This is a genomic window from Paraburkholderia sp. SIMBA_054, from assembly GCF_046534875.1.
Taxonomy (GTDB): domain Bacteria; phylum Pseudomonadota; class Gammaproteobacteria; order Burkholderiales; family Burkholderiaceae; genus Paraburkholderia; species Paraburkholderia hospita.
Genome location: NZ_JAWRXV010000036.1, coordinates 1 through 25,836, shown reverse-complemented (window position 1 = coordinate 25,836; position 25,836 = coordinate 1). Strand labels below are relative to the sequence as shown.

Genomic DNA, 25,836 nt, shown 5'->3' with positions numbered 1-25,836 from the left:
ATCGGGCCGATCATCCGTGCATCCGGCGGCTTTCAGCCTGGGCAGCCGCCGGGCGCTTGCACGGCCGCGCAGAGCATCGGAATCCGCCGATGAAACCCGCTACAATCCGTTACCAGGTGACTTGTATGGCGCTGACATCTAGATGAGACCCTACATACCCTCTCTGCAGAGTTTGCTTGCGTTCGAGGCCGCATCGCGACACCTGAGCTTCACCCGCGCCGCACAGGAACTCGAACTGACGCAAACGGCCATCAGTCATCAGATCAAGACGCTCGAGGAACGGCTCGAAGTGAAGCTGTTCGTGCGGCGCCGCAATGTCCTGACGCTGACGCCTGCCGCACGCGAGTATCTCGACTCCGTGCACGAGGCGATCAATCTGCTGTCCATCGCAACCGCGCATGCGCGCAAGAAAAAACCGAGCACGGTGCTCACGGTCACGTGTCTGCCCACCTACGCGGTCAAATGCCTGATCCCCGCGCTGCCCGAATTCCAGCGCGCTTACCCCGACGTCACGGTCCACGTCGCCACCAGTTCCACCTTCAACGAGTTCGACCGCAACAGCTACGACGTGGCGATCCGTTATGGTTCCGGGCGCTGGGCGTCGGCGCGCTCCGACCGGCTGCATGGCGAGGAGTTCTTTCCCGTGTGCTCGCCCGCCGTGCTCGAAGAAGCGGGCAAGTTCGGCTCGGTCGCGGAAGGTCTCGCGCGCATGCGGCAGATTCGCACCTACTTCTATTCGATGTATCAGGACGACTGGCCCGCATGGCTCGAAGCCGCCGTGCGCGAGCCCGTCGAATTCGCGGGCGAGTCGGTGTTCCACCTGCAACTGACATCGCTTGCCGCGGCCTGCGACGGCGTCGGCATTGCCATTGGCCGTACGCCGCTCGTCGACAGCGATCTGGCGAGCGGCAAGCTCGTAGCGCCGTTCGATGTGCGCGTGCCGTCCAGTTCCGCGTATTTCGTCTCCTCGCCCAACGACAAGGCGCGTACGAAGAAGGTCGAGCTATTCCGCGAATGGGCACTCGCGCGACTCGGCGAAAACCATGCCCCGGACAGCGCGGCGACGCCGCGCCGCGTCATGGCGCCGTCCGTGCCGGAGCCTTGCTGAGTTCATGTCGAGCGCCCGTCACCCCGTAGCCGACCCGACCTGGCGCACCGTTGCCGCTCTGCTCGAACAGCACCGGCTCGAAACGCCTGACAAGCCCGCGATCGTGGATGTCGACGGGCAGGTCAGCATGAACTTCGAACAGCTTGCGCAAGCCGTCGACGCGATCGCCCGGCAATTGGCGCAGCGTGGCGTAACGAAGGGCACGCGCGTCGTGCTCGCCGACTGTGAAGCGCCCGACAAGCTATTGCTGTGGCTCGGCGCGTGGCGTCTTGGTGCAATCGTGTGTCCGCTCGACGTGCTCTTCATCGGCCACGAAACGGCGCGCAAGCTGCTCGATACGATTCAGCCGGATCTCGTCGTGTTTCCCGACGATGCGGCCAATACGGCCGTCGCGGGTGCGCAAGTGCGTGTGGTGCGCTTTGCTTCATGGACATTGCCGGATCGCGTGCACGCTATTCGCGGCGGCGATGCAATCACCCTCGCCCTCGAGCCGGGCGATACACAGTCGCTCGACACGACGCCTTTGCCAGACCCCGCAACCGTATCCGACGCAAACGATATCGCGTCGATGTGTTGCACGTCAGGCACGACGGGCATCCCGAAGATCGTCGTCTACGACCATGCGTGCTACTGGCTCAACGGACTCGACAGCATCGACCTGCTCGGCCTGAGCCGCGACGACCGCATGCTCGAATACCGTTCATTCGACTGGTACTCGGCGCAGATACTCAGCTTCATTCCCTTCCTGCAACTCGGCTCGACGCTGTGCGTCGCGCGGCGCTTCTCGCGCAGCCGCTTCGGCGACTGGATTCGCGAGCAGCAAGTCACGGTGTGCGCGGGCGTGCCGACGGTGCTGAATATGTTGCTCGAAGCGCCGCTCGACATGCCGGCCGGCACCTTCGCCTCGTTGCGCGCGATGACATGCAGCACGGCGCCGCTGTCGCCCGTTCAGTGGCGGCGATTCGAACAGTTGTACGGCATCCGCATCCTGAACCTGTATGGATCGTCGGAAGCGGGATGGATGTGCGGCAACCGGCTGCAGCGGCGCAAGATCGGCACGGTCGGCTATCCGGCCGCGCACATCGCGTTCGATATCGTCGATCCCGAAGGAATGTCGTGCGGCCCCGACGTTGAAGGCCAGGTCGTGGTGGACGGCGCGAAGCTGGCGCTTGGCGTGCTGCAACGAGACGGCACGCTACTGCCGATACGCGGCACGCCGCTGTTCACACGCGATATCGCCGCGCGCGACGCGCAAGGCTTCGTGCGCATGGCCGCCCGCATGGACGACCTCATCATTCGCGGCGGCGTCAAGATCGTGCCGCAGGAAATCGAAGACGTGATGCGCGCGCATCCGCAGGTCCAGGACGTCGCGGCGCTGGGTGTGCCCGACCCCGTGTACGGACAGGAAACCGTGTGCTTCGTGGTCGCGCAGCCAGGCGCCGCGCCAGATGGAAAAGCGTTGCGCGCGCATTGCCGCGAGCATCTCGCGCGCGAGAAGTTGCCGAAGGAAGTCTTCGTGATCGCGGCGCTGCCGCGCAGCGCGCGCGGCAAGATCCTGCGCGACGCGCTGCGTCAGCAGTGGTGGCAGATCGTCAATTCGCGGCGCGATCTGTCCGAACCGGAGTGCGAATAGGCGCGCCGCGCCTGTTTCAGTGCACCTCGGCTAGCACCGGACACAACGCGCCCGGTTCCAGTTCACGCTTCGCCTGCGCGACCTCCAGCGAATGCGGCAGCTTCACGCCATTCCGCGCGGCCGTCATTTCGGCTGCGATCGATACCGCGATTTCCGGCGGCGTCCTGCTGCCGATATAGATACCCGCCGGGCCATGCAGCCGCGCCAGTTGCGCATCGTTCAGCTCGAACAGCCTGAGCCGTTCGCGCCGCGCGTCGCTGTTGCGGCGCGAGCCGATCGCCGCGACGTAGAACGCGTCGGTCTGGAGCGCATCGATCAGCGCGAGATCGTCGAGCTTCGGGTCGTGCGTCAACGCAACCACGGCGCTGTGTCCGTCGAGGCGCATGTCGAGCACCGTGTCATCGGGCATTGTCCGAACGATGCGCACACCCGGCATCGACCAGGCATCGGTGTATTCCTCGCGCGGATCGCAAACGGTCACCTGATAACCGAGCCCGCTTGCGATGACTGCCAGAAAGCGCGACAGGTCGCCCGCGCCGATGATGAGCAGCCGATAGCGCGGACCATGCACGCTCACCAGTGTTTTACCGTCGAAGCGCAATTGCTCGTCGGGTAATGCGTGGCGCAGCCGCGCGCGGCCGCTCGCAAGATCCAGTTCGCGCGCGATCAGATTGCCGTCCGCGATCTGATCGCGCAGTTCGATCATCGCCGTCAGCGACGCATCGCCCGCCAGCGGCTCGATCACCAGTTGCATCGTGCCGCCGCATGGCAGACCGAAGCGCCGCGCTTCCTCTGCGCTGACGCCATAGGTCGCGACTTCAGGCCGCTCGCCCGTCAGCATCTGCGCGCGGGCACGCTCCATCAGATCGTCTTCGATGCAGCCGCCCGATACCGACCCGCTCACCACGCCATCGTCGCGCATCGCGAGCCACGCGCCGACGGGACGCGGGCTCGAACCCCACGTGCGCGTCACTGTCACGAGCGCGACGCGTCGGCCTGCCTTGAGCCAGTCGACAGCGTGATGCAGCACGGTCACGTCGATGCTGTCCATCGTCTCCTCCCTGACTCCGCGTGTTCAGGCGGCGCGATACGCGACCATCTGCAACTCGACGAGAAAGCCATGATGCAGCTCGGGCACGGGCACAACGGCGCGCGCAGCCTTGTGCGCGCCGAAATACTCCGCGTACAGGCGGTTGAACTCCGGCCAGTTCTTCACATCGACGATATACGCGGTGCACTGCACGACGTCTGTCAGTCCGCAGCCCGCTTCCTCGAGCACGTTCCGGCAGTGTGCGAGCGTCGCGCGCACCTGGCGCTCGAAGTTGTCGGGACCGTCGGTGGCGACGCCCGGTCCGGGCAGCATGCCCGAGACGAACGTGAAGCCGCCTGCCTGCGTGGCTTGTGAATAATGACCGCCCGGGGACGGCGCCTTCTCGGTGAAAATAAAGTTCATTGTCAGACCTGTTCGGGTAAGGGTTTGCCGCGCGTCTCCGGCAGCCATGGCGCGAGCACCAGACCGACGAGATAGATGAAGCCGACCGTCACGGCCGCATGACCATAGCCGCCGAAGCGGGCGATCAGCGTGCCGGCGACAAGCGGCCCCGTCCATGCGAGAAAACGCGGAACATTGAAACACAACGCGATCGCGGTGCCGCGCACGCGCGTCGGATAGAGTTCCGGCAGCCACGTCGGCATCCACGTGTACTGGCCGAGACTGAAGAAGCCCGACACGCAGGCGACCGCGAGCAGCAACGCGACATCGTGCGTCCACATGAAGAGCACGGGCGTGATGATGAACGCCATCGCGAAGAACAGGCAAGTGATGCGCTTGCGTCCGTAGGCGTCGGCGAGAAAACCGAGGCCGATATAGCCCGCGATCGCGCCAACGTTGTAGGCCATGCCTGCGAAGCTGGCCCACCGGTCGGCATGCAGACCGGCATGCGCCGCCACAGCACCGATATAAGGCGGCACCCACGTCGAAATGCCCCACCAGCCAAGCGTCGTGCTGAGCGACATCAACACCGCGATCCACGTTCTGCGGCGCAGCTTTGGGTCGGCGAGCAGATCGCCCAGCGTGAAGCGTGCGAGCGCCTGTTCGCGGTCGTCGAGCGACGCGCCCGCTCTCTTGCGTTCGAGCGTGGCCTTGCGCTGTGCGTTTACGCGCTCCCATTGCTTCGATTCGGGAATGCCCGCGCGCATCCACAGCGTCGCGAGTCCGGGCAGCACGCCGATCAGATACATGTAGCGCCACGCGTGAACGCCCGTGCCGCTCATGAAAAGCCATATCAGCGACGCGATGAAAAAGCCCGTGCCGAGTCCACATTGCATGAGTCCGGCGCCTTTGCCGCGATGGCGGTCGGGCCAGATTTCGGCTGTCATTGCCGTGCCCGTGGCCCACTCGGAGCCCATCGCGAGCCCGACGATAAAGCGCAGTGCCGCGAACGACGTCCAGTCCCACGCGAATGCGCTCAGGCCCGTTGTGAGCGAGTAGGCGAGAATCGCGAGCATCATCATCCGCTTGCGGCCGATGTAATCGGTCAGTATGCCGCCGACGAGTCCGCCGATACCCCAGCCGAGCAGCGTCAGCGCAATCACGAGCCCCGCATAGAACGGAATCTGCGCGTGCGCGGCCGGCTCGAGCAACTGGCCGAGCGCGACGCCCACGGTAAGCACCAGCGCATACGTCTCATAGCCGTCGAAGAACCAGCCGAGATTGGACGCGGCGAGCGCGCTCCACTGCTGCCGGTTGATCGAGCGATACCACACGACATCCGCGTCCGCGTCGCGTGCCTGCGCGCGCACGCCGCCGGACGTCTCCTCCAGGGGTTGCTGCATCGACCGTCTCCTGTCCCATGCAAAGCTGTGGATGGGAGTTAGCTCCCGCCTCACGCAAAGCAATCGTTCTTATGTGGTGCAGTAGCCGCGTGGCGCGTTACGCCGGCACAGCGCCCGCCGACTTGCGCATCCTCGCAGCGAGCTTCACTGCCTCGATGATCTCGGGATACGCCGCGCAACGGCACAGATTACCCGACAAAAAATGCCTGATCTCGGCTTCCGTCGGATCGGGATTGCGATCGAGCAGCTGACGGCTCATCAGAATAAAGCCTGACGTGCAGAAGCCGCACTGAAACGCGCCGCATTCGATGAAAGCCTGCTGCACGACGTCGAGCTCGCCGTCCGCATCCAGATGCTCGACTGTGCTGACTTCGCCGCCGTCGGCCATCGCCGCGAGATACAGACACCCCGACACGCTCGCGCCGTTGACGATCACCGTGCAACAGCCGCACAAGCCTTGTCCACAGCTCTCGCGCGCGCCGTACAGCGCGAACTGCTGGCGCAGCACTTCGAGAATCGTGTGATGCGGCTCGATCTCGGCGCTCACCCGCTCGCCGTTCAGCGTGAAATGAATCGTGATGGAAGTGGCACTCATGGATTATTCCTCGGATAGCGGTTCGTTGCACGCAGCGCGCAACGCGCGGTAGACACTCTCGGGCGTGAGTGGCAGCGACTTGAGCCGCACGCCGACGGCATCCTCGATCGCTTCGGCAATCGCCGACGCCACGCCGAACGTCGCGCTTTCGCCGACGCCCTTCGCGCCGAACGGCCCGTTGTGCTGCACGGAATCGACGGTTTCGCGGCCGATCCTCGCCGGAATGTCGTGGATGCCCGGAATCTTGTATTCGGCAAACGACGCATTGCGCAGTTGCCCGACTTCGTCGAACTCCATCCGCTCGAACAGCGTGATACCGAGTTGCATGATCGCCGCGCCGGAAATCTGCGTATCGACGACCTTCGGATTGATCGGCGTACCGCAATCGACGACATTCTCGAAGCGCAGCAGCCTGAAATGCCCCGTCTCCGTATCCACTTCGACTTCGACGCCGCAGCCGCCCACCATCCAGTTCGGCGTGATGTTCTCCGATTGACCGGTCTCGTGCGCCGGCGACTTGTAGCTGGGAATTAAGCTGCCAATGCCGACGATATTCCCCGCCTGCATCCCGTACTTGCGGCGCAGCAGCTCGCCTGCGCGAATCGCGGGCACGGGCGGCAAGCCCAGTTCGTTGGCGAGTTCGATGAGCTTACGGTTCGCGTCCTCGGCGGCCAGACGCACCGCGTGGCCCATATGGAAGGTCGAGCGCGAGCCGAGCGTCGCCATGTCGTACGGCGTGACGTCGGTGTCGGGACGCATCACCTTGATGCGTTCGGCGGGAATGCCCAGCACGTCGCCCGCCATCAGCGCAATCGCTGTCTCCGACGCCTGGCCCATATCGACCGTGCTCGAATAGACCGTGCAGCTGCCGTCACCCGCGAGGCTCACCATCGCAACCGACGTTGTAGGCGCAACCAGCGCCTTGAAGCCGATGCCGATGCCTCGCCCGCGCCGCAGCGCACCCGTGCCGCGCTCGAACGGCGCGCTCCAGTTCATCCGCTGCGCGACGCGTTCGAGCACAAGGTCGATCGCGGCATCGTGCATCGGCGTGCCCGTCGCATGCGGACGGCCTTCGCGCAGAATGTTGCGGCGGCGGAATTCGAGCGGATCGATGCGCAGCGCGCGCGCAATCATGTCGGCGTGGCTCTCGTACGCCCACACCATCTGCGGAATGCCGAAACCGCGAAACGCGCCTGCGGGCGGAAGGTTCGTGTACACCTGATACGAATCGATCCACACGTTCTCGATATCGTACGGACCTGACGCGGTGAAGCCCGATTTCTGCGTGACGCGCGGCCCGATATCGGCATACGCGCCGCCGTTCCACCACACTTCGCACTTGCGCGCGGTAATGTGGCCCGCTTCGTTCACGGCCGTTTTCATGCGGAAGGTGGTGGCGTGCTTGGTGATCGTGAAGAACTGCTCTTCCATCGTCAGCGATATCTTCACCGCGCGCCGCGACAGCAATGCAAGCGCAACCACGAGTGCTTCGAGCTTAATGTACAGCTTCGCACCGAAGCCGCCGCCCAGCAGGCCCGACTTCACACGCACGCGGTTCTCGTCCCAGCCGAGCAGGCGTGCAATCTCGATGCGCACAAACGACGGGCTTTGCGACGCCGTGTGCACCGTCAACATACCCGAGCCAAGGTCCGGTTCCGCGAGCGACACCATCGGCTCGAGCGGCGTGTGCATGACCTGCTGCGTCGTGAACGTGTCCTCGAACACATGCGCAGCTTGTGTGAAGGCAGTGTCGACGTCGCCGCGCCGCAACTGGAAGTCGAGCGCGACATTGGTGCCCTTGCGTCCCGCCAGATGCTTGAGATCGGGGAACGTGCCCGCCGGGCGCAGAAAATCGTGCACCAGCACGTCCGATTGCGCGGCCTCGACCTCGTTGAACACGGCAGGCAGTTCGTCGTACTCGGCCATGATCAGATGCGTCGCTTCTTCGGCGATATGCGGATCCGCCGCGAGCACGACGGCCACGGCCTCGCCGATATAGCGCACCTTCTCCAGCGCGAGAATCGGCTGGTCGTGAAATGCCGGGCCGAAATACGGCTCGGGGATCACCTTCTTGACGTCCTCGCCCGTATAGACCGCGAACACGCCTTCCAGCTCGCGCGCGGCGCTCGTGTCGATGCTGACGATCCTGCCGTGCGCAACCGTGCTGCGAAAGATCTTGCCGTACAGCATGCGCGGCAGCACGAGATTGTGGATGTACTCCGCGCGGCCCGTCACCTTCGAGCGCGCTTCGAGCCGGTTCAACGCGCGGCCCACCTGTTTTTGTGCTGGCTGTTCTTCCAGCGTCGTTTCAATCTTCATCAGGCATGACCCTCGAATGGGGCAGCGCGTCCTTCTGCGGCGGCGAGCGCCGTGCGTACCGCGCGGCCCAGATAGACCTTCAGCAATTGCTTCTTGTAGCTCGCCGAGCCGTGAGGGTCGCCGACGATATCGAGCTGCGCCGCGCCCGCTTCGCCCGCGTCGCGCAGGATCGCGGAATCGTCGGGCGAGGCGCCGCGCAGCAGCGTCTCGGCTTGCGTGAGCCGCGTCGGACGGTCCGTCGCCGCGCCGACGATCACGCTCGCGCGATCGATCTGCCGCCCCTTCATGTCCAGCACGACAGCGACGCCAAGCGCGGGCCAGTCGTGCGCCGCGCGCGTCGTGACCTTCATATAGGCGGCTGGACGTCCTGCTTGCGGCGGCACGATGACTTCGGAGATCAGTTCGTCGCGGGCCAGTACTGTTTCGTAGTAGCCCGTGCACAGTTCTTCGACGGGCACCGTGCGCTCGCCGTTCGGACCGGTGATCGTCACGCGCGCGCCGAGCGACGTCAGCACGGGTGGCATGTCCATGTGCGGATCGGCGTGACCGAGATTGCCGCCGATCGTCGCGACATTGCGCACCCGCACGTTCGACAGCGTGCGCAACGTGCGCGACAGCAGCGGCCAGCCTTCCTTCACGAGCGGCGAATGTTCGAGCGTCGCGAGACGCGTGAGCCCGCCGATGCGCAGCTCGCCGTTTGCCCCGACGCGAACCTGCGCGTATTGCGGTTCGATATCGCGCAGGCTGACGAGGCGCGTCGGCCGCAGCACGCCCGCTTTCATCATCAACATCACCGCCGTGCCGCCGCCGACCGGGCGGATATCCGGGTCTTCCGGATCGAGCAGCGCGATCGCTTCTTTCAGCGAGCGTGGCCTGGCGAGCTCAAACGGAATCATCTAATGCACTCCTTGTTTCTGTATGGGGCTAGCGCGCGCAGCCCGCGCGATCGAGCAGCGCGTGCAGTTCACGCGCCACGATATCCGGCGTCTCGAGCGGCGTGAGGTGTCGCGCTTGCGGGATTTCGGTGAACGTCGAACCGGCGATACCTTCATGCAGCGCGCGCGCCATTGCGGGCGTCGCCGCGTAGTCTTCTTCGCCGACGATCACGCAGGTCGGCACGCGCACGTCGCGCATCAGTGCACGTCCGTCGAACGAGCCCAGCATGCGGCCCGTCGCCGCGAACGGCGCGACGTCGTTGCGCAAGAACGTATCGACGCAGCGCTGCACGACGTCGGGATGTTCGGCGCGGAAGGCGTCGCTGAACCAGCGCGTCGTCTGGAACTCGACCAGCGGCGCGAGGCCGCCCGCTTCCGCCTTCTGGGCGCGCGCGTCCCAGTCCTGCGGCGCGGTCTCGCCGTACCACGCGGTCGTGTCGATCAGGCCCGCGGCAATCGTATCGGGATAGGTCGCGGCGAACTCCAACGCGACGCAGCCGCCCATCGACGCGCCCGCGATCAGCACGTTGCGAAAGTCCGTGGCGCGCACCACGTCATACACGTCCTGCGCCAACAGCGACACGGTGTATGGCCCGGCCGGCTTGCCCGACGCGCCGTGGCCGCGTGCATCGATGGCGAGCACGGCCGCGCGCGGCATCAGCCGCTCGACGACGGGCGTCCAGAAGTGACGGTCCATCGCGAGTGAATGCACGAGGACCACGCGCACCGTGTTTTCTTTTCCGCCATAGAGGTTGTAGCCGATGCGCGTGCCGTCCCGCACGGTGACGTGGGACGAGACGACATCGGGACTGATCGGTTGATTCATTGCGTGCTCCGCAGGCTGTCAGGTGCTATCGGATGAGGTGCTTCGAAATGCTGTCGGGAATGGGCCGGTGTCCGGCTCTCCGAACTCGCAGATGGATATTGCTGGCTGGCGGATGACGCGGCAAACGACGATCTTTCATGCAACGCATGAAAAGTATTCATTGGCTGCGAACGGGCGTTCTAAGTCACGCGCAGCGATCCGCCTGTGTGCGTCGCGTGCGGCGTGGGGATGAATTTCTCTCATGTGCGGCATGAACAATTAGCGTTTGCCCGTCGCCTGGCTCGCCGTCAATCTTGCTGCCAGAGCGTGGCGTTCCATGGCCACGCGCTGCGCGAATCCGCGGTCTCGTGGTTCTTTATCCGCCTCTCAACCAGTAAGGTCGAATGCCGTGAACTTCACCAGGAAAGTGCTGAACTCGCAGTGGGTCCGTCCGCTGCTGCTGATCGTGGCGATACTCGTCGTGTGGGATCTCGTGATCCGCATCTTCAAGATCCCGCCGTACCTCGTACCGACGCCCGAAGCGATCATGCGTCAGATCGCCATGCAATGGTCGATGCTGCTGCAGGAGTCGCTGCCGACGCTCTACGCAACGCTGGGCGGGTTTGCGCTGTCGGTATTGATCGGCGTGCCGATCGCGATGCTGGTTGCCGCGTCGCCCGTGATAGAAAGCTATCTGTATCCGCTCGTCGTGTTCTCGCAGAGCATTCCGAAAGTGGCGATTGCGCCGCTTTTCGTCGTCTGGTTCGGCTTCGGTCTCTTTCCGCGCATATTGGTCGCGTTTCTGCTCGGCTTCTTTCCCGTGGTCGTATCGACGGTGATGGGTTTCAAGTCTGTCGAGAAAGACCTGATTGATCTCGCGAAGTCGATGGGCAGCTCGCCCGTGAAAACGTTCTTCAAGATCAGCCTGCCGCATGCACTGCCGTCGATCTTCTCCAGCATGAAGGTGTCGATCACGCTCGCCGTAGTGGGCGCCGTGGTCGGCGAGTTCGTCGGCGCGAACTCGGGCTTAGGCTTCGTGCTGCAGCGCGCGAACGGCAACTTCGATCAGCCGCTGATCTTCTCCGCGCTCGTGGTGCTGTCGGTGATCGGTGCACTGCTGTTCGTCGCGATTGACATGCTCGAGCGCATCGCCATTCCCTGGCATGCGTCACACCGCACGCGCTCACTTGGCCGCGCGTGACACACGCGCGCTGCGTGCTGCGTGTTGCGCTCCGCGCGCTTCGAATACCCAATTAAAACCAGGCAGGAGACGACATGAAGTCCAGAAGGTTATCGCGCATGGCAGCCGCGCTGAGCATTGCGGCGATCTGTTGTGGCAGCACGGCGGCCTATGCCAAAGACTCGCTGACGATGATGCTCAACTACACGGTCAACGGCGCCGTGGCACCGTTCTACCTCGGCAAGGCGAAGGGCTACTACGACGCCGAAGGCATCGATCTGAAGCTGATGGAAGGACACGGCTCGGGGCCGACCGTGCAGGCCGTCGCGACGCATAACGTCGACATCGGCTACGCCGACTTCAGCACGATGGTGAAAGTGGCTGCGATGGGTGCGCCCGTCAAGGCGATTGGCGTGCTGATGCAGGAGAACCCGACATCCGTGGTCGGCCTTGCGGAAAAGAACATCAAGACACCGCAGGATATCAAGGGCAAAACCGTGGCCGTCGCGCCGGGCGATGCATCGTCGCAGCTCTGGACGATGTTCATGAACAAGGTCGGCCTGAAGGATTCCGACTTCAAGACCATCACGGGCAACCCGCAGACCACCATCAATGCCGTGATTACGGGCCAGGCCGATCTGCTCGTCGGCTTCGCGACGATTCCCCTCATCTCCGTCGAGCAGGCCACGAAGAAACCAGCGCGCGCAATACTTTTTGCCGACTACAACGTGAATGTCGCGACGCTGAGCATCATCGCGCGCGACGACATGATCAAGGACAATGCCGACCTGCTCAAGCGCTTCATGCGCGCCACGGCGAAGGCGGTGAACGACAGCGAGAAGGACCCTGCTGCCGCCGTCGATGCATTGCTCAAGACGCTGCCCGCAGCCGGCTCGCGCGACACGATGATTCGCACACTCAAGGCGACGATTCCGTTCTACCGCACGCCTGAAACTGAGCAGGCGCCGATCTTCCATGTCAGCACGAAGAACATCAACGATTCGGTGGCCTCGATCGTGCAATACAGCAAGCTCGATCCGTCGGCGAACGTGCCCGCGAAGTATTACACGGGTGCATTCGTTCCCTGAGCCGCGCCTGAACCATCGCGCCCTTCCTTATAGTTCATCTGAAACCGGCCCCGCTATGACCACTGTACTGAAGCTTGATGAAAAGCATTACCGATCGCCCGCACCGATGCCTGCGAAACCTCTGATCGAGTTACGCGGCGTCACCAAGAGCTACCGCAGCGCGCAGGGGATGATGCAGGCGCTCAGGCCGCTCGACTTCGATATCCGCGAGCAGGAGTTTGTGTCGATTGTGGGGCCGTCCGGATGCGGAAAGAGTACCTTGCTGAAAATGGTCGCGGGGCTTGAAGAGATTTCGTCTGGGACGATGACGCTGTCGGGGCAGCCGATTCGCGGGCCGCAGAAGAATGTCGGGATTGTGTTTCAGAGTGCTGTGCTGCTGGCATGGCGGAATGTGCTGGACAATATTTTGCTGCAGGCTGAAATGCGGCGTATGCCCAAGCGCGAGGCACGCGAGAAGGCGATGAAGCTGATTGCCATGGCTGGGCTTGGCGGATTCGAGGAGAAATACCCGTGGCAGTTGTCGGGTGGCATGCAGCAGCGGGTTTCTATCTGTCGCGCGCTGCTGCACGAGCCAGCTGTGCTGTTGATGGATGAGCCGTTCGGCGCGCTCGATGCGATGACGCGGGAAAGTATGAATATGGAGTTGCAGCGGATCTGGATGGAGTCGAAGAAGACCGTTCTTTTGATTACGCATAGCATTCCGGAAGCGGTTTTTCTTTCTGATCGCGTTTTGGTGATGTCGGAGCGGCCTGGTGCTATTGCTGCGATTTATGATATTGAGTTGCCTCGGCCGAGGCCGTTAGAGGTTATGGCTACGCCGGCGTTTTTGCATTACACCAAGACTATTCGGGCGCATTTCAATGCGCAGGGGTCGTTGGACGAGCATTGAGGTTTGGGTTTGGTTTTTTGTCTGCGACGCTATGGGCGTTTTTGCCTTTGCGGCGCGGGTATCGCTGATCGGGCGGTTTGCTCTTTTCGCTAGCTTCCGCGTTTTGCCTTTGTGCTTCATGCGTCGCCGCTCGGTGTTCTGGCCTTGCGCCGGCATCCGCGTGATGACTTACCCCTTCACGCGTCGCCCCTGTGCGGGGCGGCACCTACTTTTCTTTGCCGCCGCAAAGAAAAGTAGGCAAAAGAAAGCGGCTAACACCGCCAACATTTCTTCGTGCTTGAGGGCCCCCAAAGGGTCCTACGCTTCACACGGCAACATCCTTATCTGCGTGCGTTGCCTACGCGCTGAATGAGCGCCTCACCCGCTTCGAATACCCGTGCACGGGCTAACGGCAACGAATGGTTTGTGCCGCCCAGGTGGCAAACTTTGTGTAGGTTGTCGCGGCGTACACGTTAGCGCTCTTACAAGGTGGAACGCGTGCGCTATCGGGTCCGAAGTGAGGCGTGTGTGGCTCTACGGCCTACACACAGTTTGCCACCTGGGCGGCAGTGGAATATCCGGCACGGCACGCTGCAACGCGGGTGCTTGAAGCGGGTGAGGCGCCTCTCGGAGCGTTGGCAACGTACATGGGTCACGTGATTGCCGTGTGAAGCGTAAGAACCTTTGGGGGCCCTCAGGCAAACACTAGAACTGGCGGTGTGAGCCGCTTTCTTTTGCCTACTTTTCTTTGCGGCGGCAAAGAAAAGTAGGTGCCGCCCCGCACAGGGGCGACGCTTGAAGCACGAAGGCATAACGCGGATGCCAGCGTAAGGGCAAACACACCGAACGGCAAAGCCCGCGCCGCCAAGGCACAAACCCCACTGCCAGCGCGCCGCCCCAAAAACCCAAAAACCAACACCCCAGCGCGCCAGCGCAACCCCTAGAACCAGTGATTAATACCAAACGAAACACCAGTCTGCTTCTCATGCTGAGAAGGATTCAACGTCGCATTCGTCACATACACGCCCGTGAAATGCGTATAGTCGATATCCGCATAAAGCTCGGTGCGCTTCGAGAGCAAATAACTCACTCCAAGAATAGCGACATCCTTTCTGCCGTCCACTCCATTCGTCTTGTTCTTGTTGTCATAATAAGCCGCAGTCACATTAAAGAAAGGCGTCATCTGAAACCGCACCCCACCCCATAAATACTGATTCCGCGTCATGCTATGCACGCTAGCCGGCACGTCCTGCAAATTCAGCGAATACCCGGCCATCACATCGACGGGCCCGACCGTTACCGTCCCGCCCGCGGTGTACTGATCGTTGCTGAAGTACTGACTCGACGTAGCCGACAACGGATTGGACTTGTGCGTATAGCCAGCGCCCAGCTTGAACAATTGCGTGCGGTAATTCACGCCACCCGCCAACGTCGAGCCATGCGCGGCACTACCCGGCACGCCACCCAGCGCATATTCTCCACGTATCACCCAAGGCCCGAAAACACCACGGTAGTTAATATCGTTATCGTCGCGGCCCGTGTTACCACCCGAGACCGCCGTCGATTCAGTAATGCTCAGGTAATGAAAGTCGAACGGCTCAAAGTCCTTGATCAGATAATGCTGCAACGTGAACTGACGGCCCATGTCGATCTGGCCGAATGGCCCGCCAAACCCCACTGTCGACGTGCGCTGAAAGAGCTGATTGCTCGTATTGTTGTTCGCACCCGTCGACAGCACGTAGCCCGCTTCCAGATTGAAGCGCACATAATAGCCACCGCCGATGTCCTCCTTGCCTTCGAAGCCCCAGCGGTTCGAGTTGTAAACGCCGTTGGAAGCCATCGACAGCGCAGCGCCACCCGACTTCGTTCCGTTCACGAGATTCCGTAACCCGCCATCCAGAGACCCATACAACGTGACACTGCTCTGCGCATGAACCGCGCCGCCCGAAAGACCAAGCAAAGTCAACGCTGTCAGCGAACGCCTCAGGCTGCTTATGCGCGCCGCGGAAACTACTCCTCCTTTTTCGTCCATATCTCCTCCATCAATGTCGTTGTATTCATGTGGCGGGACGTGCGGGATGTGACGCTTCCCGCGCCGTCCACCGTGGATGTGCGTCAGCGTCTCGCGTGCACTGCCGTTCGATGTTCTGTCCGCTCCTGTCGGCCAATCATCGACACCCACGCGAGACGCTCCGCTGATGCTGCTCTGGCAGGACCGCTTTCGGCGGCCGCTTACATGTCCTTCTTTTCCTCGAAGTACCAGTCCGAGTCCTTGTTGATCCATTCGGGACCCACACGTTGACGCGTCTGTTCTTCACCCGTCTTGAAGTACTCGCTCTTCACCGCGCGCTGCGCCATTGATTCGTTGCGCTCGTCCCAGTCGCCCATCGAGACGCCGTACCACGGCCATTCGGGACGCAACGCCGGCAAGCCCAGCTCTTCCCAGATCGCCTTTGCGTTTTCCATGTACGGCTTCGTCGGCAGCGACAACGGCGGCAGCTTTTCCTTGCGCGTCGCATTCATCAGGATCACGCCGTCCACGGCGTCGTCGCCGCGCTGCGCGCCCGACGTGCGCGGACCATGCCCCGTGTCACGCCCATGCAGGATCTGCACGTCCTTGATTGCATTCATCCGGTAACTCATCGACCAGAAGATCGCATCGCTGTTCTCCGGGTTGATGTCGTTGCTGACGGCCACGACCAGCTTGCCCACGGCGGGCTGTAGCGAGGCAGCGCCCATCAGCGCGCGCCAGATCTCCGTTTCAGTGGCCTTCTCGCTGAAAACGACAATTACGAGCTTGCGCAGATTCGTGAGCGGCTCGTGCATCACGACCTTTTCCACGCTGGAAATACGCAGCGAGTTGCGCAGGTGATCGAGGAACAGCGGTTCGAACGCAACTTTCTTCACCAGCGAGCTTTCACTCGGCGTCACCTGGCTGATGATCGACACGAGGTGCGCATTCTTGCGGCGCGTAATCGCCGTGACGTTCATGTACGGATTGAATTCCTGCAGGTTCACGTGACCGTGCGACTCGCCGAAAGGTCCTTCCGGTTCGAGCGTATCCGTCGGCACGAAGCCTTCGATCACGATTTCTGCGTCGGCGGGCACGAGTAGATCATTGGTCTTGCACTTCACGACGCGCAGCGGCTCGCCAAGAATCGCGCCCGCAACGCCGAGTTCGTCCACGTCGATCGGCAGCTTCTGCACGGAACAGAACGACACGGCCGGATGTCCGCCGATCACCAGCGCGGCAGGCATTGGTTTGCCCATGGCCTTGTATTTGAGCCAGTGCTGATAGATGCCCTGCCCCATTTCAATCGACGGATTGCAGCCGACCCGGCGCTTGCCCTTGATCTGCCCGCGATACGTGCCCATGTTCTGGATGCCGTTCTCCGGATCGACGGAGATGTATTGCGAGCAGGTCGTGTATGGCGCGTTGTCGAAGCCCGGCGTCGAAATCGGAATCGGCAGATGTTCGAGACCCTGTCCGTCGACGTCGAGATCGTCGCCGATGAAACACACTTCCTGGCACGGCGCTTCATCCACGGTGACGGGATCGATCGGGTGTCCCTTCGCGTATTGCCACTTCTTGCCAATCTCGTCGACGGGTACGCCCATACCGATCGAATACACCTCCCGGTTGATCGACAGCGCGCCGACGACGACAGGCAGTTCGAACCGGCGTCCCTTGCTGTCGACGACGTTATGGAATACGAAGGCCTTGCGGTCCGATTCGGGAATGCCGCCGCGCAACTGCCAACGTACGAGCGGATGCAACTCGGTGTCCTTGTTGATCTCGCGATGGACGTGGATGACGAGACCTTTTTCTTCCAAGGCCTGCAAGTGTGTCTGGAAGGAAGGGAAATTTTTCATGGTTGTCCGGTTAATGATCAAGGGGAATGCATCGCAAACCGGCCAGCCTCACGGATTCGCCTGTCGGATTGCATGGTGTGAGTCGAGCAACGGTCGCCGTCACATGAGGTGCCCGGGCAGCACGGCGGCAGACAAGTACCGCTGTTCGGCAGACGCTGCTTGACGAGTCGCGCGGCATGACATGCGGGACTGTGAGCGCAGACTGAGCCAGAACCTGTCCCCTCGCAAACGGTGATTTCTCATGTGCGCCATGAACGGATTTCATCCGTGGCAGAGCGCACCGTCGTAGGCCGAATGCGTGCTCAGACGATGAAAAGGCTTCATGCCACGCATGAACAGATTTCGTTTGAAGCGCGTTGGCGCGTCATTCAATCTTCATGGAGGCGTATGCCGCCTGTCGCGCACATGTTTTCTTGCTGATGGGGCGCACGGCATACGATGCATCGCGAAGCGGCACACGCATGCGCGGCACGGGTTCAACGAGAGACGATGGATATGGAACGACGCAAACGTATCGTGGTGGGAATCAGCGGCGCCTCAGGCGTGATCTACGGCGTCCGGCTGCTCGAGATGCTGCGCGAACTGAATGTGGAATCGCATCTCGTCATGAGCCGCTCGGCCCAGATGACGCTAGCGTATGAAACGGATCTGCGCACAGCCGACGTGCAAGCGCTGGCTCACGAACACTATCCGAACGCCGATATCGGTGCCGCCATTTCGAGCGGTTCGTTTCGCGTGGACGGCATGGTCGTCGCGCCCTGTTCGATGAAGACGCTCGCGGAGATCGCGACGGGCAACACGGGTTCGCTGTTGTCGCGCGCCGCGGATGTGATGCTCAAGGAGCGTAAGCGGGTTGTTCTGATGGCGCGCGAGACGCCACTGCATCTCGGGCATCTGCGCAACATGACGGCCGTCACGGAAGCGGGCGCGATTATCTATCCGCCCGTGCCTGCCTTCTACGCGCGGCCCGACAGTCTCGAATCGATGATCGATCACACGCTCGGACGCGTGCTCGATCTGTTCGACATCGATACGGGTACAGTCAAGCGCTGGACAGGCGAGTTCACCCATCGGCTTGTCAGCGTCGCGAATGGATGACGAGTTCGAACGAGGATGGCATCCTCGTTCGTTCCCGCAATCGGACGCTATCGATGGCGGAAGACGGGAGCGCGCTTGGCGAGAAATGCAAACATGCCTTCCTTTTGCCCTTCGGTAGCAAACGCAGCGTGGAAGAGCCGACGCTCGTGCAGCACACCTTCATTTAGAGGAGTCTCGAACGCCCGATTGACCGCCTCTTTCGCAAGCCGCACCGCAGGCAGGTTGTAGCCAGCGATGGTATGCGCCGCCTCCAGCGCGGTTTGCAGTAACTCGGTTGACGGAACCACGCGCGCCACGAGGCCGGCTGCGTATGCCTCGTCGGCACGCAAGTTTCTGCCAGTGAGAATCAGGTCCATTGCCAGCGACTTGCCAACGGCGCGCGCCAGACGCTGGGAACCGCCAATGCCGGGCAAAATACCGAGCTTGATCTCCGGTTGCCCGAATTGGGCATCATCGGCCGCGATGATAAAGTCACATGCCATCGCCAGCTCGCATCCGCCGCCCAGCGCATAGCCGCCTACCGCCGCGATGATTGGCTTCGAGATCGTTCGAATGCGGTCCCACTCGGCGAAAAGGTCGTTCGCGTGCCATTCGGCAAAGGTCTTCCCGGCCATTTCCTCGATGTCGGCACCTGCCGCAAATGCACGCGCATTGCCCGTGATGACGATCGCGCCAATTCCATCGTCCTTGTCAAATGCGCTCAGCGCTGCCAGCACCTCGCGCGACATCTCCACGTTAAGCGCATTCAATTGCTTGGGACGATACAGCGTAATCAGTCCCACGCGCTCTCTTCGATCGATCTTGATCGTTTCGTATGTATCGCTTTCCGATGTGCCTTTACCGGTATCTCCATTCACGCCAACAACGGCGGGGTCGGTACTCGTTTCGATCACTTGCATTTTGCTTTGCCTGGCGGATGCGCCACGTACTGCGGGAACTTCGGTCGACATAGTTTCACCTGTCAGTTCAAGTTTGCGGTGTCATGCTGCGAGATTTGCGGAGCGCCTCGGTTCACTGTCATCTGATTGCGAATCAGCCTGCGACGCGTAGGCGCCCGACGAAGCCATCAATTCGGCCAGAATCGCCTCTCGGTGCTGGTCCACCGCCGGCGCTCTCCTGACCACCGTCACATCCTCATCGGGCGAAGTACTCATCTTGATCGGGTTGCCCGCCGTCTTTACCTTCCGCTCCGACTCGCCCTGGACATGAATGAACATGTTGCGTGAGAGCAGCTGCGGGTGCTCGATGACCTTGTCGATCGTGTTGATCGGCCCGCACGGCACGCCAGCCTCGTTCAGCTTGTCGAGCCAGACGTTGACGGGTGCGGTGCGAGTGACACGCTCGATCGCCTCGATCATCGCGGGCCGGTTCTGGACGCGAAGATCGTTGGTGAGGAATCGCGAGTCGAGTGCCACTTCCGGCACGCCGAAGGCATCCGCCATCAACAGAAAGAGCTGATCGTTGCCGGCAGCAATGATGAATCGATCATCCTTCGCTGCGAAACTTTCGAATGGCGCCAGCGACGGATGCGCGTCGCCGAACCGGGATGGCACCTTGCCTTCCACGTCGAACCGGGCAAACGCCGTTTCCATCAACGCGGCCTGGCAATCGAGCATCGAGATATCCACGTGTGTGCCCTGCGCATCCCGCGAGCGCTTGTAAAGACCCGCGAGAATGCCGACCGCGGCAAACAGCGCGGCGCCGAGATCGCCCAGCGCCGTGCCCACACGTGCGGGCTGCGAGTCGGGCCAACCTGTCAGGCTCATGACACCGCCCATCGCCTGCACCACCGTGTCATAGCCCGGCAAATCCTTGTACGGCCCGGTATGGCCGAAGCCCGAGATCGACGCATAGACGATATGCGGGTGCGTTCTTGCCAGCTGCTCTGCGCCGTAGCCAAGCCGGTCCATCACGCCGGGCCGGAAGTTTTCGACCACGACGTCGGCCTGGTCCAGCAACCGCTCGAGCAGTTCGCGGTCGCGCGGAGATTTGAAATCGAGCGCAATGCTCTCCTTTCCTCGGTTGAAGCACATGAAGTACGCCGACTCGCCGTCAACGAACGGACCGAACGCACGCGTGTCGTCTCCCGTTCCCACACGTTCGATCTTGATGACGCGCGCCCCCAGATCGGCAAGCATCATTGCGCAATACGGACCGGACAGTACGCGCGAGAAATCGATAACGGTGATTCCTTCAAGGGGCAAACGCTTCTTTACCCCAGTCTTGTTCTCAGGCACAAGCACCTCCTGGTTGCGTTGAATCAAATGCCTTTCTGAATCCAGGCCGAAGCCTTTTCGGCGATCATCATCGTGGGGCAACTCGTGTTGCCGCTGGTGATCGTCGGCATCACGCTCGCGTCCACCACCCGCAATCTGGCTACGCCGCGCACGCGAAGATGGCTGTCGACGACGACGTTCGGATCTGCGAGATTGCCCATCGTCACGGTACCGACAGGGTGAAAAATCGTGGTGGCGATCTCTCGCGCCAGGTTTTCGAGTTCCTCGTCCGACTGATATTGCGGACCCGGCTTGTACTCTTGCGGCTTGTATGCGGCAAGGGCAGACTGGCTTGCGATGCGTCGCGTCAGGCGAAGACTATCTACAGCGACTTTTCGGTCTTCATCGGTACTGAGATAGTTCGGGGCTATAGCGGGTGCATCTTCGAAATTTCCGCTCCTGATATGAACAGTGCCCCTGCTTGTCGGGTTCAGGTTGGCAACGCTGGCCGTGAACGCCGGGAACGTGTGCAGCGGTTGACCGAACGCGTCGAGGCTCAACGGTTGCACGTGATACTCGAGATTCGCGTGCTTCCTTGACGGATCGCTACGTGCAAAGGCTCCCAACTGCGACGGCGCCATGCTCATCGGGCCCGTCCGGTGCAATGCGTATTCAAGGCCGATCTTCGCCTTGCCGAGCATGCTCGACGCAAGCACATTCAGCGTCTCGCAGTTTTCAACCTTGTACACCGCGCGAATCTGCAGATGGTCCTGCAAATTCGTGCCAACGCCCGGTGTGTTTTGAATGATGTCAATGCCGTGCTTCTTCAGGTGAGACGCGAGTCCAATACCCGAGTGCTGCAGAATATGGGGCGATCCGATCGCGCCCGCGCTCAGTACCACTTCGCGCGCTGCATTCACCGAAACAAGCTCGCCATCGCGAACAATCTCCGCGCCCGTGCAGCGCAGGCCACCGCTTTCGTCGCGCACGATCGTGAGTTTCTTCACGCGGGCGTTCGTCCACGTCGTGAGATTTGACCGGTGTTTGATCGGACGCAGAAATGCCTTCGACGTGTTCCATCGCCAGCCGTTTTTTTGTGTGACGTCGAAGTAGCCGACGCCGAAATTGTCGCCGGTATTGAAGTCGTCGATGAACGGAATGCCCGCCTGCGCCGCCGCTTTGCTGAACGCATCCAGGATATCCCACTTAAGACGCTGCTTTTCGACGCGCCACTCGCCACCGCTCGCATGCACTTTTGCAATGGCGGCCGTGTTGCCGTTGAGCAGACCGCGCTGCTCGGGGTCGAGCTTATAAAAGTCTTCATGCGCCATGAAGTCCTTCAGCGAGTTATCCCAGGTCCATTCGGGATTCCCCGTCAATTCGGCCCAGTGGTCGTAATCGCGCGCCTGGCCACGCATGTAGATCATGCCGTTGATACTGGAACACCCACCCAGCGTTTTGCCACGCGGATAGAGAATCTGCCGGCCATTGAGCCCCTTGTCCGGCTCAGTGCGGAATTGCCAGTCCGTACGTGGATTGCCGATGCAGTACAGGTAACCGACGGGAATGTGAATCCACATGTAATCGTCGGCACCGCCTGCTTCGACCAGGAGAACATTTCTGGTCTTGTCGGCGCTCAGTCGATTTGCCAGCAGACTCCCGGCAGATCCAGCCCCGATAACAACATAATCAAATGTCTTGCTTGGCATCTCGCAACCACCATTGAAAACGTTTAGCTATACGAACTATGATGAACCACCATCGACGCTGACGATGTAATTAGACCGATTGTCTATAAAAAGGCAAAAAAATTTGAGTTACTTCAGTGCGGCGAAAAAACCGTTCGCGAACGTCCGTAGTGCCGCAGGGTCACCGTCCAGTTTCGCCCTGAGCACCGCCCCTTCCCAACCAATCCAGAAAAATGCGGCTACGCTCGCACAATCGGTTTTGCGCGGGATCTCGCCGGCCGCTCGCGCTTCGAGTAGGCATCGCGCCGTTCGTGCTTCCCAATCTATGAACACTTCACGCAGACGCTCGCGATAGCCTTCGGGCAGCACGCCCATCTCTTGTCCAAGATTGCCGACCAGACACCCCCGTTTGAAGCGATAACGTCGCATCCCCGCCTCAGCGTCCATGACGAAGTCGTGTAGCCGCTCGAGAGGCGACCTTCGTTCATTCGTCAGAATGCGGTCCAGTTTCTTCGCGAAGTACGCGGCATATCGGTCGATCAACTCCAGACCGAACGCTTCCTTGTTGGCAAAGAAATGATAGAACGAGCCCTTCGGCACATCGGCATTACGCAATATCTCTTCGATACCGGTGGACGAAAAGCCTTTTTCCGTCAACACGGCAACGCCGGCCCGCAACAGCGACTCGCGGGTCTCGCTATAGCCTGCAAGCTCCTTCGGGGGGCGCCCTCTGCGGCGCGGAATGGTCGGCGTGTTCATGTAGCGGATATTAGACCGCTCGTCTCAGAAATTCAAGCGCGCAGATGAAATAGTGGCAGCTTCGACGGTACGAACGGTCATGCTTGACTCGTTGCGCACGCTGCATGAGGCATGCACAACAGTTTTGCCCGTCGGGAATAAATCGCCAATCAGCACGGTATTGCCTGGTGCGTCCACAGCGTTGCGGGCCTTCGCCCACTGGGCGAGAGGCGCCTTTCTATGCGAATTGTGAGCATCGTTGGCACGTTCGACAGACGCGCGTGGACAGACCCAACAACAATGCTTTCCAGTTATCCACCTTAATCTGGCGCCGGTGGATACCTACACTGCATTCACCGGTTCGCAAACGGGATCGTTTGAAGACCGAACCAAATACTGGAGGTAACTATCATGAAGTCGCTCATCCAAGCCGTTGTTATTGCCGCTGCCCTCGCTGCCCCCTTAGCCGCATTCGCCCAGTCGAACCAGCCGATCACCCGCGCGCAGGTACGCGCCCAACTCGTTCAGCTCGAAAAGGCTGGGTATCATCCTGGCGATGGTGACAACACCACCTATCCGGAAGAGATTCAGGCAGCCGAGGCAAAGGTCGCTGCGCAGAACAATGCGTCAGGCATCGGTGGCGTCACGAGCGGATCGTTTGGCGCGGGTCACGCGGCCGTCTCGAAGGCGGACTGGGACGCGATGTACAACCGTCCGTAACATGCACGCGACCTGATACGGAAACGGGCCTACGGTCGTTGCCGTATCCGATAGCAGGCCCGAGTCGTTCTACAACACCTCCGCCGTCGAGTTCCCTCTCGACGGCTTCGCACAGACCTCAAAGGTCTGTGCGTCTTTTTTGATTCGCCGAGACCCAATCAGAACCGTGCGCGCATACCCACGGTGCCGACAACCTGATTGGCCGTCGACGACGCCCCACCCGAGTTGTTGATAAATGCCACATAGCCGTGGCCAGTTGTGTGCTGGTACATCGCTTCGGCGTACACGTCCGTGCGCTTCGAAAACGAATAGACCGCCTGTAAATTAACCTGATTCCATTTCGGATCTGCGCCGAAGGTCGTGGTTTGTGATACGTGTCCGTCTGTGTATGTGTACGACGCGCCGAGAGCGAGTGCGTGCGTGATTGCATATTTCACGTTTAGATCGTAGTTGTCGAAGCGGAGCGTGCCATTATTGGACCCAAACGACTGAGTGCCCTGGAACTGGCTATGAGAATAGGCGAACCCGACAACGGCGGGACCATAGCTATAGTTGATGGCGGCCGCCGCGGTGCGTTGTACTTCGGCTCCAAGCTGGAACCCGCCGGTCCCGTTTGCAGCGGATTCGGCTGTGTCGATAGCGCCCGTGGTCGCGGTAGTCGAGTTCGATCCATTTAACTGCAGGTAGGCCGCCGCAATATTCAACGGTCCGCTGCTGTAGATTGCGCCCACGCTGTAAGCACGATTGTTTGCAAAGTTCTGGTTGTTCGAGAAAGCGTACAGGCCGCCAAACTTGAAACCGTGATAGTCGGTGCTGGTGTATTTGATTGCATTGTTTATTCGGAACGAGTGATCGAAATTGTCGTTGTCGAACGGGTGAGCAAACCCTGTGTCGCCTAAGGTTCCCGATACGCCCGACAACGGCGCGACGAAATCCGTCAGGAAGTCGTATTGACGCCCCAATGTCAACGTGCCGAACATGTCGCTCCTGATACCCACGAAAGCCTGCCTGCCAAAAAGCCGACTGTTTTGCGCGAGCTTACCGTTCTGCACGTTGAAACCATTTTCCAGAACGAAGATTGCATGCAGACCGCCACCAAGGTCTTCAGATCCGCGAATGCCAAATCGGCTTCCATTTATTTCGCCGCTGGTCGTCTGGAACAGTGAACCATGCGATGTGCCCTTCACCACGTTGTTTGTGTACATGAGCCCTGCGTCGATGAGACCATAGAGCGTCACGGAGTTCTGTGCGTGCGCAGCAGTCGTTGCAGCCACCGAGATTGCGAGAACAGCGATTCGTTTCATTTGACACCTCTTGCTTGAAAGAAATCGACCTCGTCTAGTGACGAATCGTCAATAGCGTGTGGTGTTCAAATCCTCGGAAAGTACCTTTCTGGCTGCTCAAGAAGCGGGTATTTATTTTTGTGAAAGCAGATTGTCAAATAACATATTTATATTTTTATGCAGCCGAAATACCGGATTCTTTTCATCCATTTATGATTGAAAATTCTCGGGACGAAAATACACGCATGAATCACATGAGAGCGCAAACGCGGCTAGGCGTCGATTGCACTTTTGTATTGGCTGTCATACTTTGGTTTAGTTGGCGTTCCGCTCTGAGCCGCGAACACACTTAAGGCGCGGCGCTCCAGTTATCAGCGCGCGTCTTGACATGTGACGGGTGACGTTTGCATCTACCGTATAGGGCTTATCCGCTCACCGGATGCTCACTTGATACTCTCGCGAAACCACTTCGGATGATGCTTGCGCGCCCAGCCGAGCGTCACCGTGCCACGCACCATCGCGCCGATCGAACCCTTCACCCATATCGCCGCGTAGATATGCACGATGATGCTGCAGATCAGCACGAACGCGGTTACGGCATGAATCACAGCCGCGACGCGCACCACTTCAATCGGGAAATAGAACGCGAAATACGCACGCCAGATGACGATGCCGCTCAGCAGCAACAGCAGCAGGCATAGCACCAGCACAAAGAACAGCAGCTTCTGCCCGGCGTTGTATCTGCCAACTTCGGGCAGCCGGTCTTCGCGGTTGGTGAGCACATCGTTGATCTGTCGCAGCCATTGCCGGTCGTCGGCATCGAGATAGTTGTGATGCCAGAAGCGCAGCGCAAG

22 protein-coding genes are annotated in these 25,836 nt (G+C 60.9%); 7 read left to right on the top strand and 15 right to left on the bottom strand.

Annotated features, from left to right (window positions below):
* Positions 1-142 precede the first annotated feature (142 nt).
* Both SB822_RS34480 and SB822_RS34475 read left to right on the top strand, forming a co-directional pair.
* Positions 143-1,108, top strand: coding sequence for a LysR substrate-binding domain-containing protein (locus SB822_RS34480; protein WP_007744065.1), 966 nt, complete (start codon positions 143-145; stop codon positions 1,106-1,108).
* Positions 1,109-1,112: 4 nt separating this feature from the next.
* A complete protein-coding gene (locus tag SB822_RS34475) occupies positions 1,113-2,741 on the top strand; it encodes a class I adenylate-forming enzyme family protein (RefSeq protein ID WP_410856695.1) in 1,629 nt (542 codons plus the stop codon).
* A 16-nt stretch (positions 2,742-2,757) separates the two neighbouring features.
* On the opposite strand, the gene SB822_RS34470 is transcribed toward SB822_RS34475, so the two are convergent.
* From SB822_RS34470 to SB822_RS34440, 7 genes are all read right to left on the bottom strand, one after another.
* Positions 2,758-3,792: an XdhC family protein gene (locus SB822_RS34470; protein WP_410856694.1), complete on the bottom strand. Its 1,035-nt coding sequence runs from the start codon at positions 3,790-3,792 to the stop codon at positions 2,758-2,760.
* A 24-nt stretch (positions 3,793-3,816) separates the two neighbouring features.
* Complete coding sequence (locus tag SB822_RS34465; protein ID WP_410856693.1) at positions 3,817-4,194, bottom strand: RidA family protein; 378 nt, start codon at positions 4,192-4,194, stop codon at positions 3,817-3,819.
* A gap of 2 nt (positions 4,195-4,196) precedes the next feature.
* On the bottom strand, positions 4,197-5,576 hold the full coding sequence (locus tag SB822_RS34460; protein WP_410856692.1) for an MFS transporter: 1,380 nt from the start codon (positions 5,574-5,576) through the stop codon (positions 4,197-4,199).
* A 97-nt stretch (positions 5,577-5,673) separates the two neighbouring features.
* Complete coding sequence (locus tag SB822_RS34455; protein WP_410856691.1) at positions 5,674-6,171, bottom strand: (2Fe-2S)-binding protein; 498 nt, start codon at positions 6,169-6,171, stop codon at positions 5,674-5,676.
* A 3-nt stretch (positions 6,172-6,174) separates the two neighbouring features.
* The gene (locus tag SB822_RS34450) at positions 6,175-8,490 is read right to left on the bottom strand and encodes a xanthine dehydrogenase family protein molybdopterin-binding subunit (protein ID WP_410856690.1); all 2,316 of its coding nucleotides are present in this window, start codon (positions 8,488-8,490) and stop codon (positions 6,175-6,177) included.
* Positions 8,490-9,386, bottom strand: a complete 897-nt coding sequence (locus SB822_RS34445; RefSeq protein WP_007586867.1) for an FAD binding domain-containing protein — start codon at positions 9,384-9,386, stop codon at positions 8,490-8,492. The genes SB822_RS34450 and SB822_RS34445 overlap by 1 nt, the downstream gene beginning before the upstream one ends.
* A 28-nt stretch (positions 9,387-9,414) precedes the next feature.
* Complete coding sequence (locus SB822_RS34440) at positions 9,415-10,251, bottom strand: alpha/beta fold hydrolase (RefSeq protein WP_410856689.1); 837 nt, start codon at positions 10,249-10,251, stop codon at positions 9,415-9,417.
* A gap of 388 nt (positions 10,252-10,639) precedes the next feature.
* On the opposite strand from SB822_RS34440, the gene SB822_RS34435 reads away from it, so the two are divergent.
* The 3 genes from SB822_RS34435 (at position 10,640) to SB822_RS34425 (ending at position 13,387) form a co-directional block, all read left to right on the top strand.
* On the top strand, positions 10,640-11,431 hold the full coding sequence (locus tag SB822_RS34435) for an ABC transporter permease (protein WP_007744057.1): 792 nt from the start codon (positions 10,640-10,642) through the stop codon (positions 11,429-11,431).
* Positions 11,432-11,505: 74 nt separating this feature from the next.
* Entirely contained in the window at positions 11,506-12,498 is a 993-nt protein-coding gene (locus SB822_RS34430; protein WP_086914886.1) for an ABC transporter substrate-binding protein, read from the top strand.
* A 55-nt stretch (positions 12,499-12,553) separates the two neighbouring features.
* Positions 12,554-13,387 carry an ABC transporter ATP-binding protein gene (locus tag SB822_RS34425; RefSeq protein ID WP_086914887.1) on the top strand — a complete coding sequence of 278 codons (834 nt, stop codon included), beginning with the start codon at positions 12,554-12,556 and terminating at the stop codon, positions 13,385-13,387.
* Between the two features lie 919 nt (positions 13,388-14,306).
* Here the strand turns inward: SB822_RS34425 and SB822_RS34420 are convergent.
* Both SB822_RS34420 and SB822_RS34415 read right to left on the bottom strand, forming a co-directional pair.
* Positions 14,307-15,548 carry a porin gene (locus tag SB822_RS34420; protein ID WP_242683968.1) on the bottom strand — a complete coding sequence of 414 codons (1,242 nt, stop codon included), beginning with the start codon at positions 15,546-15,548 and terminating at the stop codon, positions 14,307-14,309.
* A gap of 50 nt (positions 15,549-15,598) precedes the next feature.
* Positions 15,599-17,239 carry a UbiD family decarboxylase gene (locus tag SB822_RS34415; RefSeq protein ID WP_007586855.1) on the bottom strand — a complete coding sequence of 547 codons (1,641 nt, stop codon included), beginning with the start codon at positions 17,237-17,239 and terminating at the stop codon, positions 15,599-15,601.
* A 495-nt stretch (positions 17,240-17,734) separates the two neighbouring features.
* Between SB822_RS34415 and SB822_RS34410 the strand changes: the two genes are divergently transcribed.
* Complete coding sequence (locus tag SB822_RS34410; protein ID WP_007586853.1) at positions 17,735-18,337, top strand: UbiX family flavin prenyltransferase; 603 nt, start codon at positions 17,735-17,737, stop codon at positions 18,335-18,337.
* A gap of 47 nt (positions 18,338-18,384) precedes the next feature.
* Here the strand turns inward: SB822_RS34410 and SB822_RS34405 are convergent, their stop codons facing one another.
* The 4 genes from SB822_RS34405 to SB822_RS34390 form a co-directional block, all read right to left on the bottom strand.
* Positions 18,385-19,287 carry an enoyl-CoA hydratase gene (locus SB822_RS34405; protein WP_085954626.1) on the bottom strand — a complete coding sequence of 301 codons (903 nt, stop codon included), beginning with the start codon at positions 19,285-19,287 and terminating at the stop codon, positions 18,385-18,387.
* Between the two features lie 30 nt (positions 19,288-19,317).
* Positions 19,318-20,574, bottom strand: coding sequence for a CaiB/BaiF CoA transferase family protein (locus tag SB822_RS34400; protein ID WP_410856688.1), 1,257 nt, complete (start codon positions 20,572-20,574; stop codon positions 19,318-19,320).
* A 23-nt stretch (positions 20,575-20,597) separates the two neighbouring features.
* The gene (locus SB822_RS34395; RefSeq protein ID WP_410856687.1) at positions 20,598-22,262 is read right to left on the bottom strand and encodes a GMC family oxidoreductase; all 1,665 of its coding nucleotides are present in this window, start codon (positions 22,260-22,262) and stop codon (positions 20,598-20,600) included.
* Between the two features lie 108 nt (positions 22,263-22,370).
* Positions 22,371-23,000, bottom strand: coding sequence for a TetR/AcrR family transcriptional regulator (locus SB822_RS34390; protein ID WP_410856686.1), 630 nt, complete (start codon positions 22,998-23,000; stop codon positions 22,371-22,373).
* 390 nt (positions 23,001-23,390) lie between these two features.
* Here SB822_RS34390 and SB822_RS34385 point away from each other — a divergent pair, with 390 nt between their 5' ends.
* Positions 23,391-23,699 (top strand): DUF4148 domain-containing protein, encoded by a 309-nt coding sequence (locus SB822_RS34385; protein WP_007586843.1) that lies wholly within the window; start codon positions 23,391-23,393, stop codon positions 23,697-23,699.
* A gap of 158 nt (positions 23,700-23,857) precedes the next feature.
* On the opposite strand, the gene SB822_RS34380 is transcribed toward SB822_RS34385, so the two are convergent.
* On the bottom strand, positions 23,858-25,003 hold the full coding sequence (locus SB822_RS34380) for a porin (RefSeq protein WP_007586842.1): 1,146 nt from the start codon (positions 25,001-25,003) through the stop codon (positions 23,858-23,860).
* 422 nt (positions 25,004-25,425) lie between these two features.
* Positions 25,426-25,836 (bottom strand): formate dehydrogenase subunit gamma (locus tag SB822_RS34375; protein WP_410856685.1); only part of this gene is annotated, 411 nt, incomplete at its 5' end.

What these genes read in the sequence shown, in the direction of transcription:
- SB822_RS34480 (WP_007744065.1), top strand. Translation starts at nt 143, where the DNA reads ATGAGACCCTACATACCCTCTCTGCAGAGTTTGCTTGCGTTCGAGGCC.
- SB822_RS34475 (WP_410856695.1), top strand. Translation starts at nt 1,113, where the DNA reads ATGTCGAGCGCCCGTCACCCCGTAGCCGACCCGACCTGGCGCACCGTT.
- SB822_RS34470 (WP_410856694.1), bottom strand. Translation starts at nt 3,792, where the DNA reads ATGGACAGCATCGACGTGACCGTGCTGCATCACGCTGTCGACTGGCTC.
- SB822_RS34465 (WP_410856693.1), bottom strand. Translation starts at nt 4,194, where the DNA reads ATGAACTTTATTTTCACCGAGAAGGCGCCGTCCCCGGGCGGTCATTAT.
- SB822_RS34460 (WP_410856692.1), bottom strand. Translation starts at nt 5,576, where the DNA reads ATGCAGCAACCCCTGGAGGAGACGTCCGGCGGCGTGCGCGCGCAGGCA.
- SB822_RS34455 (WP_410856691.1), bottom strand. Translation starts at nt 6,171, where the DNA reads ATGAGTGCCACTTCCATCACGATTCATTTCACGCTGAACGGCGAGCGG.
- SB822_RS34450 (WP_410856690.1), bottom strand. Translation starts at nt 8,490, where the DNA reads ATGAAGATTGAAACGACGCTGGAAGAACAGCCAGCACAAAAACAGGTG.
- SB822_RS34445 (WP_007586867.1), bottom strand. Translation starts at nt 9,386, where the DNA reads ATGATTCCGTTTGAGCTCGCCAGGCCACGCTCGCTGAAAGAAGCGATC.
- SB822_RS34440 (WP_410856689.1), bottom strand. Translation starts at nt 10,251, where the DNA reads ATGAATCAACCGATCAGTCCCGATGTCGTCTCGTCCCACGTCACCGTG.
- SB822_RS34430 (WP_086914886.1), top strand. Translation starts at nt 11,506, where the DNA reads ATGAAGTCCAGAAGGTTATCGCGCATGGCAGCCGCGCTGAGCATTGCG.
- SB822_RS34425 (WP_086914887.1), top strand. Translation starts at nt 12,554, where the DNA reads ATGACCACTGTACTGAAGCTTGATGAAAAGCATTACCGATCGCCCGCA.
- SB822_RS34415 (WP_007586855.1), bottom strand. Translation starts at nt 17,239, where the DNA reads ATGAAAAATTTCCCTTCCTTCCAGACACACTTGCAGGCCTTGGAAGAA.
- SB822_RS34410 (WP_007586853.1), top strand. Translation starts at nt 17,735, where the DNA reads ATGGAACGACGCAAACGTATCGTGGTGGGAATCAGCGGCGCCTCAGGC.
- SB822_RS34405 (WP_085954626.1), bottom strand. Translation starts at nt 19,287, where the DNA reads ATGTCGACCGAAGTTCCCGCAGTACGTGGCGCATCCGCCAGGCAAAGC.
- SB822_RS34395 (WP_410856687.1), bottom strand. Translation starts at nt 22,262, where the DNA reads ATGCCAAGCAAGACATTTGATTATGTTGTTATCGGGGCTGGATCTGCC.
- SB822_RS34390 (WP_410856686.1), bottom strand. Translation starts at nt 23,000, where the DNA reads ATGAACACGCCGACCATTCCGCGCCGCAGAGGGCGCCCCCCGAAGGAG.
- SB822_RS34385 (WP_007586843.1), top strand. Translation starts at nt 23,391, where the DNA reads ATGAAGTCGCTCATCCAAGCCGTTGTTATTGCCGCTGCCCTCGCTGCC.
- SB822_RS34380 (WP_007586842.1), bottom strand. Translation starts at nt 25,003, where the DNA reads ATGAAACGAATCGCTGTTCTCGCAATCTCGGTGGCTGCAACGACTGCT.